Raw genomic sequence first — 12,739 nt, forward strand, 5'->3', positions numbered from 1 at the left:
AGGCCCCCCGGGAGCAGACCCCCTCCCGGGGGCACGGGCCCGAGGGCGCCCCCGCAGGGACGATAGGCTCTGACGAGTGCGCGTTCTTGTGATTGGATCCGGCGGGCGTGAGCATGCCCTGTGCCGGTCGCTGGCGGCCGACCCCCAGGTCACCGAGGTCCACTGTGCTCCCGGAAACGCGGGTATCGCGCAGGTCGCGACCCTGCACCCGGTGACGCCGACCGACCCGGCCTCGGTCACCGAGCTGGCCGGGAGCCTCGAAGCCGACCTGGTCGTGATCGGCCCCGAGGCGCCCCTGGTCGCCGGGGTCGCCGACGCCGTCAGACAGGCGGGGATCCCCTGCTTCGGGCCCTCGCGGCAGGCGGCGCTGATCGAGGGTTCCAAGGCCTTCGCCAAGGACGTCATGGTCGCGGCGGGCGTTCCCACCGGCCGGTCGCACACCTGCGTCACGCCCGAGGAGGTCGCCGCCGCGCTCGACGAGTTCGGCACGCCGTACGTGGTCAAGGACGACGGCCTGGCCGCGGGCAAGGGCGTGGTGGTGACCGACGACCGCGACGAGGCGCTCCGGCACGCCGCCGCCTGCGGGCGGGTCGTGATCGAGGAGTTCCTCGACGGCCCCGAGGTGTCGCTGTTCGCGCTCTGCGACGGCTCCACCGCCGTGCCGCTCCAGCCCGCCCAGGACCACAAGCGCGCCTACGACGGCGACCAGGGCCCCAACACCGGCGGGATGGGCGCCTACACGCCGCTGCCGTGGGCGCCCGACGACCTCTCCGAGCAGGTGATGGCCGAGACCGTCATGCCGACCGTGACCGAGCTGGCCAAACGCGGCACGCCGTACACGGGGGTGCTGTACGTGGGGCTCGCCCTCACGTCCAAGGGCCCGAAGGTGATCGAGTTCAACGCGAGGTTCGGCGACCCGGAGACCCAGGTCGTGCTGGACCGGCTGGAGACGCCCCTCGCGGGCCTGCTGCTCGCCTGCGCGACCGGGACGCTCGACCGGTTCGGGCCGCTCTCCTACCGCGAAGGCGCCGCGGTGACCGTGGTGATCGCCGCGGAGAACTACCCCGCGGAGCCGGTGAAGGGCGACGTGATCGAAGGACTGTCCGACCCGGTCGAGGACGCCTACGTGCTGCATTCCGGCACCGCCCTCGACGGCGACCGGATCGTCTCCAACGGGGGCCGGGTGCTCAGCGTGGTCGGCACGGGGCCCGACGTCCCCGCGGCGCGGGCGGCGGCCTACGAGGCCGTGGAGCGCATCCGGATGCGCGGCGCGCACCACCGCACCGACATCGCGAGCCGCGGCGACCTCTGAGCCCCGGTTCGCCGGGGGTGCGCGGGACCTGACCGGCACGTCCAAGCCCTGGTTTTCCTGAAGGTAGGCGGGACCTGGTCGGCACGTCCCGGTCCCGGTTTTCCCAAGGCGCACAGCGCGCTGATCGGCATGCCCGAGCCCTGACTTCTCCAAGGGGGCACAGCACGCCTGACCGGCATGCCCGAGCCCTGGTTTTCGGGATGTGTAGCGCCTGATCGGCATGTCGCGATAAGCCTGGGGCAGTCGGTGCCCGTCCCAGGCCGCTCCCCCCGGAGGAACGATGTCGCTCGATCCCGCGATGCCCCCCGAGCGGATCGGCGACACCGGCGTGTTGCGCTGGCCCGGCACCTGGCGGGTGTACGTCGCCACCCGGAGCGAGGAGATCAGGGCCGACACCGAGCGGGCCCTCACGATGCGCGAGGAGGCGGGGCAGCTCGCCTCGGTGGGCGAGGGCATCGGCACGCACCTAGCGCGGGCGGAGACGTACGCGCGCAGCACGCACGGCGTACGGCGCTGGCTGACCGGCCAGGCCATCGAGGGCGCCTGGTCCAACGTGAACAGCGCCACCGTGATGCTGTACGGCGTGCTGCCGGCGGCGGAGCTGTGCGGCCGGGCCCCGGAGGTGGTGGCGATCGGCCGGGCCTACCTGCCCGGCGACGACCCCCGGCTCGTCCACCTGCAGGCCAGGCTCGCGGCGGGGGACCTGTCGGAGAACGACAGGCCGCTGATGCAGTCGGTGCTGCGGGCCGCGTACACGGCGCAGGCGATGGAGACCGGGCGGGTGCGCAGCTTCCGCAACCTGCTGCTCGGCGGGGTGGTCATGCTGTCCCTGATCGTGCTGAGCGTGGTGGTCATCGGCGCGATCTGGCCGAACGTCATCCCGATGTGCGGCGACCAGTCGGTGATCCGTACCCAGGGGCTGATGCCCGCCCAGATCTGCCCGACGGGCGGTCTGCGGCCGGGGCACGGCGACGTCCCTCTCGTCGCCCTGATCGGCATGCTGGGCGCGGCGCTGGCCACCGCGGCCTCGCTCTCGACCCGCTCGGAGCTGTCCACCCGATACTCGCTCGCGGTCGTGCAGAACCTTCTCAAGGCCCCCGCGGGGGTGGCCACCTCGGTGCTCGGTCTGCTGATCCTGAACTCGGGCTTCGTGCCGGGTTTCGCCGGGCTCGGCTCGCAGCCCGCGATCCTGGTCTGGGCGATGGCGTTCGGGTACGGCCAGCAGGTCGTCACCCGCTTCGTCGACCAGCGGGCCGACAACCTCCTCTCGGCCGCCTCCCCCCTCACCACCGCGGGCGGCCCGAAGGGCAGGTAACGGGCCGACGGGTGGCGCGGACGCGGCGGGAGACCAAGGATTATCGGCCATTCGGGGGGTAGTTCCCCCGCGAAGTGGCCGGTTCAGGGGCATCCAACGACTACTGTTGGCCGGATAAACCTCGGCTGCCGCCCCGCGCCACACGAATCACCCACATCACTTCAAGGAGCATGACGCATGGTCCGTTACCGCGTGCGCGGTGGCAACCCACTTCGTGGAACCGCCTTCATCCAGGGTGCCAAGAACGCCGTGCTGCCCATGATCGGTGCCGCGCTGCTGGCGTCCCGAGGCCGGACGGTCCTGCGCAACGTGCCCATCATCGAGGACGTCCGCCGCGCGGTCGAGCTGGCGGAGAGGGTCGGCGCCACGGTCGAGCTCCACGAGGCGGAGCGCACGCTGGTGATCGACGCCTCGACGCTCAGCAGCCCGGTCCTGCCCGCCGAGATCGCCCGCCGCTTCCGCGGTTCCGTGCTGTTCGTTCCCGCGCTGCTGCACCGGCTCGGTGAGGCGGTGATCGAGGGCGTGGGGGGCTGCAACCTGGGCAGCCGCAACCTCGACTTCCACTACCTGGGCTACAAGCGCCTGGGCGCGATCGTGGACGAGGGCGACTCGGTCATCCACGTCAAGTCGTCGGGGCTCACCGGCGCCACCCTGTACCTGGACACCCCCTCGCACACCGGCACCGAGAACCTGATCATGGCCGCCGCCCTCGGGCGCGGCACCACCGTGATCGAGAACGCGGCGCTGGAGCCCGAGGTTCTCGACGTGATCGAGATGCTGACCCGGATGGGCGCGAAGATCAGCGGCGGCGGCACGGGGTTCATCACCGTGGAGGGCGTGGAGGAGCTCCAGGCCGTCGAGCACACCGTGATGCCGGACCGCCTCGACGCGGGTGTGTTCGCCATGGCCGCCGCCGTCACCGGCGGCGAGGTCAACCTGGTCGGCGCCGACCTCGACCACCTCGGCGTGGTCCGCTACAAGCTGGAGCAGATGGGGGTGGAGTTCGCCGACCACGGCGCGGTGCTCCACGTGCGCAGGGACCGCCCGCTGCGCCCGATCAACGTGATCACCGACACCTACCCCGGCTTCGCCACGGACCTGCAGTCGCCGATCATGACGGTCGCGTGCCTCGCCGACGGCGCGAGTTACATTCATGAACGCATCTTCGATGGGCGTTTCGCTCTCGCCTCAGAACTGAACAAGATGGGCGCCGACATTGAAGTGAAAGAGAACAGTGCTGTCGTTCGCGGCGCCACTCCGCTCACCGGAACAGAGGTAACCGCTCACGATCTGCGCTCGGGAATCGCGCTCGTGCTCGCCGGCCTCGCCGCCGAGGGGGAGACCGTCATCGGATCGGGTTATCTCATCGACCGCGGGCACTCTTACCTGGCCGAGCGCATGCAGTCCCTGGGGGCCGACGTGCGGCGAGAGATTTCAGCTTCATAATGAGCGGGTTTGAGACGCTCAAAAACCGCTCTGACCTGTGTAAACGATGCCAGTCATGGCTTTAACCCGGAAGTGGCTTCCGGAATTGGCCGCAAATCGGGCGTGACATTACGGCCCTCGCAAGCGATCGTTCCAAAAGAGAGCCGAAAACAAACGGACGGCATGATGGGACGAACATTGGTCGAGCGGGCCGAAGAAGCGCCACGAGTGTCACGCCCGGGTGCCATGACACCGGACCTCACTATCGGTGTGGTGGGCCCCCATGACCTCGTTGAACGGGTGATGTTGATGGGGCATGCGGCCGCCCCGTTACCCTGCCGCCTGGTGGCGGCGGCATACCGCGACGAGCAGGAGGCCGCCGACAAGGTCACCCGCCTGGGAGCAGGGGTGGACGCGTGCCTGTTCGCCAGCCCGGTCCCCTACGAGCTGGCACGACGATCGGGGGTGCTGACGATGCCCGCGACGTATGTCCAGCTCGGAGGCGCCGCGCTGATCGCCGCGCTGGCGAGGGCCGCGCTGGACGAACGGATAGACCCGCGCAGGGTCAGCGTCGACGTGCTGAGCAGGGCGGAGGTCGAGGAGGCGTACCACGATTTGAGCCTTCCCGCAGTGGATGTGCACAGCCGCGACGAACCGGGCGCCACCGGTACGATCGCGGCCTTCCATGAACGCCTCGCCCGCCAGGGCAGCACGAGCGGGGCGCTCACCTGCCTGCCCGCGGTCGCCGACCGCCTTCAGACGGCCGGGGTGCCCGTGGTCAGGATCCGCCCCACCTCCGCCGCGGTGCGCACGGCGCTGCACACGGCGGCCCTGCTGGGCGCGCACCACAGGCTGGAGGAGTCGCAGCTCACCGTGGTCCTGGTGGAGGTGCCCACGCTGCGCGAGCCGGTTCGCCGTGCCGCGCCACGCTACTGGCGCGACGAGCTCCGGCTGTCCCTGCACCGGTTGCTGGTGCAGGAGGCCAACCGGATCAACGCGTCGGTCACCGCGGTCGACGACCACAGCTACATGGTCACCGCGACCCGCGGTTCGGTGGCCGCGGCCACCGAGGGCTTCCGGGTGCTGCCGTTCGCCGCGCGGGTCCGCGACGAGCTGGGCCTCGCGGTCGAGGTGGGGGTCGGCATGGGCCGCACCACCCACGACGCCGAGTCGCACGCCAGGGCCGCGCTCGCGCGCACACAGGCGGGCAAGCAGGCCCAGGGCTTCGCGGTGGACCGTGAGGGCAGGGCGCTCATCCCGGCCCCCAGGATGCCTCCTCAGGGCGCGGGAGCGCTGAAGCCGAAGGGCGTGGAGGTCCTGGCCCGGCTCGCGGCCAAACTGGAGGGCGGGGACACGGTGGTGGACGCGGAGGGCGCGGGCAAGATGCTCGGCGTCACCCCGCGTACGGCACGGCGGTTGTTGCGCACGCTGGTAGACGAGGGACTCGCGTGGCCGCTTCCGCCGAACCGGACACCCCAGCCGGGGCGTCCCCGTCAGCTGTACCGGCTGATCGTGGAGAAGCTCGGCGCCCGCTGAGCCCTGCGCCTCCATCGGCACGGAGGGTTTCCGCCGCGCCCGGGCGGCGGAACCTCCCAGGTCACGGCACGTCGATCCCGGCGTGGCGTGACCTGGCGGGCCCGGACCGTTCGACGTGGCGCGATGTGACGTAGCGTCATCGACTCGTCGCCGTGTGTTCACGAAATCTTGTTCACCGCGGCTCGTTCACCGGGACGTGTTCACTGAGGCTTGTTCATTCCGGCCTGTTTGTTTTGGCCTGTTCACAGCATCCTGTTCATTACGGCGTTCATTACGGCCCGGGAATTACGGTCCCCCCGGCACGCCGAGGACACGGCGAGGGCCCCGGTGCCGCGATCCTCCCGGCGCGGATCCGTCGGCGCGGCGTCAAGGAAAGCCCTTTGGATCACGCCCCGCGGAAGCGCGTCTCAAGGTCCGAAACTCGCGAGCGGATTGTCGGTGTCAGCCACTATTGTCATGAGCTATGAGCAAAGACGGTGCTTACAGCCGTAAGACGCTCCTCGTCTGGGGAGCGCTGGCGATCGTGTACGTGGTGTGGGGTTCCACGTACCTGGCGATCATGATCACGATCGAGACGATCCCGCCGCTGCTCAGCGGAGCCGCCCGGTTCATCACGGCCGCGCTCGTGCTGGGCCTCGTGGTGCTCCTGGTGAAGGGGCGCGATGCCTTCCGGATGACCTGGAGGGAGGCGGGCGGGGCGACGCTGGTCGGCCTGCTGCTGCTGAACGGCGGCAACGGCATGGTCGCCGTGGCCGAGCAGCACATCTCCAGCGGCCTGGCCGCGCTGCTGGTGGCCTCGACCCCGCTCTGGCTCGTCATCTTCAGGATCATGTTCAGGGACCGGCCGCGGGTGCTGACGCTCGTGGGGGTGCTCATCGGGTTCGGCGGCGTGGCGGTGCTGTCGCTGAGCGGCGGGAGCAACGTGGCCGACGGCGTCGGAGTCGTGATCATCCTGCTCGCGTCGCTGTCGTGGGCGGTCGGCTCGTTCCTCGCCTCCCGCATCCCGATGCCCGCGAACCCCTTCGCCGCGAGCGTCGTCGAGATGGCGGCGGGCAGTGTCGGGCTCGCCCTCACCGCCGCCGCGATGGGCGAGCGCCTCGACGTCGCCGCCGTCTCCGCACGGTCGTGGGCCGCGCTGATCTATCTGATCATGGTCGGGTCGCTGGTCGGCTTCACGGCGTACGTGTGGCTGCTGGGCAACGCCCCGATCTCGCTGGTCTCCACCTACGCCTACGTCAACCCGGTCGTGGCGGTCGTGCTGGGCGCACTCGTGCTGAGCGAGCCGGTCACCGGCTCGATGATCGCGGCCGGCGTGGTGATCGTCGTCGGCGTGGCCCTGGTGGTCTCCACGGAACGGCGGAAGAAGCCGGAGCCCGCGGAGCCGAGGCCGGAGCCGGAGCCCGCGGCCGTGTAGGCCGCGGGCGCCCGGCGCGGGATCGGCCGGAATCGGTACGCCGAGCCGGTCACGCGGGCCACGTGGATCCGACAGGCCAGGGTGGTCACGCGGACCCACAGGTCATGGGGCACGCGGAGCATGACGAAGCGGGTCGGGCCGAGTGGACCGGGGAGGTCGGGCGGGTCAGGCACCTCTGAAGGCGGCCGCGGCGGCGAGGAAGGTGTCGTTGGCCTCGGGGTCGCCGATGGAGACGCGGGCGCCCTCCCCGGCGAAGGGCCGTACCGCGACCCCCTCGGTCGCGCACGCCCCGGCGAATTCGAGCGTGCGCTCCCCCAGTCGCAGCCAGACGAAGTTGGCCTCGCTCACCGGCACCTCCCAGCCCTGGCCGATCAGCGCCTCACGGACCCGGTCGCGCTCCTTGACCACCACGTCGACCCGCTCCATCAGCTCGTCCTCGGCGGCGAGCGAGGCGATCGCCGCCGCCTGGGCGAGGTGGTTCACCGCGAACGGCACGATCGTCTTGCGGACGGTGGACGCCACCGGCTCGTTCGCGATCAGGTAGCCCACCCGGAGTCCGGCCAGGCCGTACGCCTTGGAGAAGGTGCGCAGGACGGCGACGTTCGGCCGGTCGCCGTAGACGGTGAGCCCGTCGGTGACCCCGGTGTCCCTGACGTACTCGCGGTAGGCCTCGTCGAGCACGACGAGCACGTTCTCCGGCACCCGGTCGAGGAAGGCATCGAGCTCGGCCGCGTGGACGACCGTGCCCGTGGGGTTGTTCGGGTTGCAGACGAAGATCATGCGGGTGTGCGGGGTGATCGCGTCGGCCATCGCCTCCAGATGGTGCGTCTCGCCCAGCAGCGGGACCCGCACCGAGGTCGCCCCCGCCAGGTCGGCCAGCAGCGGGTACGCCTCGAAGGACCGCCACGCGTAGATCACTTCGGCGCCCGGCTCGCTCACGGTCTCGAAGAGCTGCTGGGCCACCGTCACCGAGCCGGCGCCGAGCGCGATGTGCTCGGCCGGGACGCCGTACTTCTCGGCGATCGCCGCGGTCAGCTCGGTGGCCGCGGGATCGGGATAGCGGTGCATCTGGGTCGCCGCCCTGGCGACCGCCTCGACGACCGAGGGCAGCGGCTCGTAGGGGGATTCGTTCGAGGAGAGCTTGTAGGACCGGCCGTCGGCGGACACCACGGCCTTGCCCGCCCGGTAGGCGGGCATCGTGTCCAGGATCGCGCGGAAACGAGGCATGGCCTTACCTTATGAGCAGCGGGCGGATGGGGCATCCTGTAACACTGGAGGTGAGAGGCGTGCCCGACCGGGAGGACGACATGAGCATCGCACCACCAGCCGACGTTGAGCCCATTCCCGACTGGGCAATTCCCCCTATAGAGGGCTTTACCGCCGATGACCTCGATCGGCTTCCGGGGATCCCTCCTCACACGGAACTCATCGATGGCACTCTCGTCTTCGTGAGCCCCCAGACCCGTTTTCATGCTCTTGTGCTGTTCCTGCTGCACAAAGAGCTTGATCGGACGGCACCCGCCCATCTCCGGGTGGAGCAGGAGATGACGGTGAAGCTGGGGCGACGTCAACGACCGGAGCCCGACCTGGTCCTCCTCCACGCACACGCGCCCTCCGAGCTGACGCGGACCTTCTACGAGGCGGCGGACGTGCTGCTCGCCGTCGAGGTCGTCTCCGAGGAGTCCGAGGAGCGCGATCGCAACCGCAAGCCCCAGATGTACGCCGAGGCCGGCATCCCTCACTTCTGGCGTGTCGAGAACATCGAGGGCCGCCCCAGCGTCTACGTCTACGAACTGAACCCGGCGACAAGGGCATACGCGCTCACCGGTGTCCATCAGAATCGGCTGAAGCTCAGCCTCCCCTATGACATCGACATCGATCTGACGGATATCAGCAACCCTCGCGGTCGATAGCCGACGCGGTTGACCGCGTTGGCCATGTGCCGGTGAAGACCCTGACCGATGACAGGGCCGGTGTTCCTGAACACGATGCGAGCACGGCGCGACCGCCCCCGCCATCGAGTGCCCAGGCTATTCCTTGAGGGAGCGGAGCATCGGGGGATGCAGTGCCACGGCGGGGCCGCGGCGATACAGCTTGGCGGGGCGTCCGCCGTCGCGGGTGGTGGTGCCGCCGGTGGGCACCAGGAAACCCTCGGCCTTGGTGACCTTGCGGTGGAAGTTGCGCGGGTCGAGGGCTCGGCCCCAGACGATCTCGTAGACCCGGCGCAGCTCGGCGACGGTGAACTCCGGCGGGCAGAAGGCCGCGCCCAGCGGGGTGTATTCGAGCTTGGCACGGGCCCGCTCGATCCCGTCGATCATGATGCGCCGGTGGTCGAAGGCCATCTCGCGCAGCAGCGAGGAGACCGGCTGCCAGCTCATGTGCGCCTCGGTGGAGGTCGGCAGGTGCGGAGCGAGGCCGAGATAGGCCACGCTCAGCACGCGCTGGCGCGGGTCGCGGTCGGGATAGCCGTAGGTCTGCAGCTGCTCCAGGTGCACGGGGGCGCCCGGCAGGCCCGCCCGTTCCGCGAGGACGCGGGCGGCGGCCGCGGGCAGGTCCTCGTCGAGCTGGATGAAACCGCCTGACAGGGCCCAGCGTCCCTCGTACGGCGGCTTGTCGCGCCGCCAGACGAGCGCGCTCAGCACCTGGCGGCGCACCGTGAGGACGACAAGGTCCACGCTGACGGGAATGCGCGGCACCATGGCAGGCACGTTACACCGGTCAGACCCGTACGCGGACGTGCAACGTCTCGGTGGCGGCGCGTCCGTCGGCCGCCGCGACCGAGACCCTGACCCAGGTGTCCTCGGGCACCCGGGTCCAGTCGAACGGGATCCACGCCGTTTCCATCCGTACCGGCAGGTCCGGCGGCGGCTCGGTCAGGTTCACCCCGGCCACGTCGACGACGCGGGGCTCCTCCTGGCCCTCCCAGGTGATCGTCACCTTGGAGCCCATCGGGATGTTGTAGCCGCGGATCTCCATGCCGTCCTGGATGTCGCGCTGCATGCGGACCGCGTCGGCGGCGATGGGCCGGTTGTAGTCGCGGGCGATCTCCTCGGCGAGGGAAGGGGAGCCGCAGGTGTAGAAGTCGCTCCACATGTAGGAGACGACCTTGGAGACGTAGCGTCCGACCTGCGCCACGGCCGTGTCGAGCCGCTCCTTGTCGGTGCGTCCCCGGTCGGACCCCGCGGCGCACGGCTCCTCGCCCGACGGCTCGAAGGCCTCGACGTTGGCCCAGAGCTGCACGTTGAAGCCCTGCTCGATCATCCTGGTCCTGGCGAGGGACATCTCGCGGTAGTAGTCGCGGGTCGAGCCGTGGTACGCCTCGCCGTTGGTCTTCTTCTTGACGACCGGGCTCAGCCGCTCGTCGATCTTCTCCTCGCGCTGGTCGGCCCAGAACAATCCGACCTTGCCCGTACCCCGGCTGTCCTGCGGGGCGATGATCCCGACACCGGTCCTGACGAGGGCCTCGAAGCCCTTGGCGACCTGCTTGGGAGTGGCACTGAACGGCCGTTCCTTGCGGGCGTCGAGGTAGGGGCTGACGAGCACGGGCCTGCCGGGCATCTCCTGCTCGACGATCTCGTGCTGCGAGGCGTAGACCCTGAGCGTCGGGTGGTCGGAGTCGGAGTCGCCGACGTACTTCATCTCGCGCATCTGCAGCTCGAACGGCTGGTAGAAACCGCCCAGCGAGGCCCGGTCCTGGAAGCGCGCCCCGTAGTCCTGCATGATCCGGCGGGTGAGGGTGGTGAGCGTGTCCGTGCCCTGCTTGGCGGCCTGGGTCTTCTGCGCCGGATCACGGGGAGCGAGCGGCAGCGCCGGGTAGACCTTCACGCCGAACCGGTCACCGAGGTCGAGCAGCTCGGCGAGGCTGTCCTCGTGCGCGGCCGCGACCAGGATCACGTGATAGCCGCGTCCCTTGGACCGGATGTTCTCGCAGCTCGGGTCGTCGGTGCCGTCGTCGGGGGCGACGATCCGGTAGAAGACGGTCTTGTCGGTGACGATCTTCCGCTCGAACTCGGGGCAGCGGAACAGGTCCGGGCCGAACGCCTCGTCGGTGCGGTAGACGAACGTCCAGCTCACCCGGTTGCCGGGGTTGGCGGCCTTGAGGTCGTTCTCCGCCGCCAGCGCGCACGGGACCCCGTTCTCCTCGCACGGCTCGTAGCGGGCGTCGACGTCCCCCTGGCCGTCGAGGATCCGGCCGTCGTTGTCGAGGCGGCGCGCCTGCAGGCCCCAGCCGATCCGGATCACCGTGTCGCCGCCCACCTCGTGGATGGCGCCGAACTGCCGGCGCCAGGTGCAGTGGTCGCTGGTCGGCACCAGCCAGTAGCCGGTGACCGCGTACGGCCAGCGCATCGTCGTGTCGAACGTTCCGCACGGGTCGGTGAACTCGGTCACCTCCGGCACCGGCACCGAGGGGGTGGCGGAGGGCGAGGGCGAGGGCGAAGCCGTGAGCGACGAGCCTCCCGCCGTCGGGGAGCCGTTCCCGGTGGGCATGATCACCACGAACGCCGCCACACCCGCGAGGATCGCCACGCCCAGGAAAGCGATGAGCCAGCGCACGTTCAGGACACTACCGTTCTCGTGATCAGGCAGACATAAGGAGCCGGACGGACACCGCGGGCCTCGCCGTATCGACGATCAGCTCTTGACGCCCGCCCACGCCTCCAGCTGAGCGACGAAACGGCGGGCCGAGTTGGGCCAGTGGTGGTTCGCACGAGCCGCCGCATACCCTCGGGCACCCCTGGCATACCGCTCCCTGGCGTCGTCTCGCAGGAAGAGCACCGCCTGGGCCACCGCCTTGGGATCCTGCCAGGGCACGACCATGCCGCTGTCGTAGCGCTCGACCAGCTCCACCGCGCGGGGCGAGGGAGTGGTGATCACCGGGATGCCGTGCGCCATGTACTCCACGATCTTCGTGGGCATGGAGTGCCGATAGTTGGGCTCGTCGTGCAGCAGGGAGAGCCCGGCGAGCGCGCCGTCGAGCCGCTTGAGCGCCTCGTCGTTCGGCATGAAGTCGCGCCACTCCAGCACGCCCTCCGCCACCGCCTCGTTCAGCGTCGGCCGCGACTGCGGGTCGGCGTAGCCGATCAGCTCGACCGCCACCCGGTACGGCTGCAGCAGCCGGGCCACCTCGATCGCCTCGCGCACCCCGCGCGCCCCCGACAGCCAGCCGAGGTAGACGACGCGGTCGTCGCCCGGCGGCGTCACCTCGTCGGGCACCCACGTCTCGTTGGGCACCACCAGGTGCGCCTGGCGGAACCTTCCCGCGTACGCGGTCTCGGCCAGCAGCAGGTGCAGGTGCCGCTCGGCGGTGCCTTCGAGCAGGCGGGCCAGGAACCGCACCGGCGGGCGCAGGAACGCGGGCAGCCAGGGCTTCAGCGACAGCGTCGCCGGGGTGTCCTCGTGGACGTCCCAGACCACCGGCGGCCGCTTGCGCACCCCCACCACCGCGAGCAGCAGCTCGGGGTCGTGGATGACCACAAGGTCGACCTCGCCGCGCATACGCTTGAACACCTTGCGCGCGGCGCGCACCGCGGCGAACCGCTTGCGCTCGGCCGCTCGGGGGAGGTCGACGCCGTTCACCCAGGAGCGGGCCATCACGCCCCGCGCCGTGTACGGGGCCGCGTACGTGACCTCATGACCGGCGTCCACGAGCGCGCGGATCTGCCGGTGCAGGATCCGGGCGTCCTCGGGGTGATGCACCACCGTCATGACGAGCACGTGCACTTCGCGCAGCCCTCCG

The 12,739-nt window shown here is 70.4% G+C and carries 10 protein-coding genes; 6 read left to right on the forward strand and 4 right to left on the reverse strand.

All coding sequences use genetic code 11. The annotated features are described in order from the left end of the window. Window positions 1-76: 76 nt before the first annotated feature. The 5 genes from purD to ACFY3D_RS05575 all read left to right on the forward strand — a co-directional run bounded on the left by purD (window position 77) and on the right by ACFY3D_RS05575 (window position 7,002). Window positions 77-1,312, forward strand: a complete 1,236-nt coding sequence (gene purD / locus ACFY3D_RS05555; protein WP_362903846.1) for a phosphoribosylamine--glycine ligase — start codon at window positions 77-79, stop codon at window positions 1,310-1,312. A 280-nt stretch (window positions 1,313-1,592) separates the two neighbouring features. Then, window positions 1,593-2,627, forward strand: coding sequence for a hypothetical protein (locus ACFY3D_RS05560; RefSeq protein ID WP_389975270.1), 1,035 nt, complete (start codon window positions 1,593-1,595; stop codon window positions 2,625-2,627). A gap of 177 nt (window positions 2,628-2,804) precedes the next feature. Then, complete coding sequence (murA, locus tag ACFY3D_RS05565; RefSeq protein WP_350942413.1) at window positions 2,805-4,073, forward strand: UDP-N-acetylglucosamine 1-carboxyvinyltransferase; 1,269 nt, start codon at window positions 2,805-2,807, stop codon at window positions 4,071-4,073. A gap of 225 nt (window positions 4,074-4,298) precedes the next feature. Then, the gene (locus ACFY3D_RS05570) at window positions 4,299-5,588 is read left to right on the forward strand and encodes a GTP cyclohydrolase IIa (protein ID WP_362903849.1); all 1,290 of its coding nucleotides are present in this window, start codon (window positions 4,299-4,301) and stop codon (window positions 5,586-5,588) included. 463 nt (window positions 5,589-6,051) lie between these two features. After that, window positions 6,052-7,002, forward strand: a complete 951-nt coding sequence (locus ACFY3D_RS05575; RefSeq protein ID WP_389975273.1) for an EamA family transporter — start codon at window positions 6,052-6,054, stop codon at window positions 7,000-7,002. A 165-nt stretch (window positions 7,003-7,167) separates the two neighbouring features. Here ACFY3D_RS05575 and hisC read toward each other — a convergent pair whose 3' ends face one another. Beyond that, window positions 7,168-8,229, reverse strand: coding sequence for a histidinol-phosphate transaminase (gene hisC / locus ACFY3D_RS05580; protein ID WP_389975276.1), 1,062 nt, complete (start codon window positions 8,227-8,229; stop codon window positions 7,168-7,170). 59 nt (window positions 8,230-8,288) lie between these two features. On the opposite strand from hisC, the gene ACFY3D_RS05585 reads away from it, so the two are divergent. After that, complete coding sequence (locus tag ACFY3D_RS05585) at window positions 8,289-8,915, forward strand: Uma2 family endonuclease (protein WP_389975279.1); 627 nt, start codon at window positions 8,289-8,291, stop codon at window positions 8,913-8,915. Window positions 8,916-9,032: 117 nt separating this feature from the next. Here ACFY3D_RS05585 and ACFY3D_RS05590 read toward each other — a convergent pair whose 3' ends face one another. The 3 genes from ACFY3D_RS05590 to ACFY3D_RS05600 form a co-directional block, all read right to left on the reverse strand. After that, window positions 9,033-9,701 carry an NUDIX domain-containing protein gene (locus ACFY3D_RS05590; RefSeq protein WP_362903857.1) on the reverse strand — a complete coding sequence of 223 codons (669 nt, stop codon included), beginning with the start codon at window positions 9,699-9,701 and terminating at the stop codon, window positions 9,033-9,035. A 19-nt stretch (window positions 9,702-9,720) separates the two neighbouring features. Beyond that, the gene (locus ACFY3D_RS05595; RefSeq protein WP_389975282.1) at window positions 9,721-11,556 is read right to left on the reverse strand and encodes a DUF4434 domain-containing protein; all 1,836 of its coding nucleotides are present in this window, start codon (window positions 11,554-11,556) and stop codon (window positions 9,721-9,723) included. A gap of 78 nt (window positions 11,557-11,634) precedes the next feature. Continuing rightward, complete coding sequence (locus ACFY3D_RS05600; protein ID WP_389975285.1) at window positions 11,635-12,723, reverse strand: glycosyltransferase; 1,089 nt, start codon at window positions 12,721-12,723, stop codon at window positions 11,635-11,637. Between the last annotated feature and the right edge of the window lie 16 nt (window positions 12,724-12,739).

The sequence above is a fragment of the Streptosporangium sp. NPDC000509 genome, from assembly GCF_042898365.1.
GTDB lineage: Bacteria > Actinomycetota > Actinomycetes > Streptosporangiales > Streptosporangiaceae > Streptosporangium.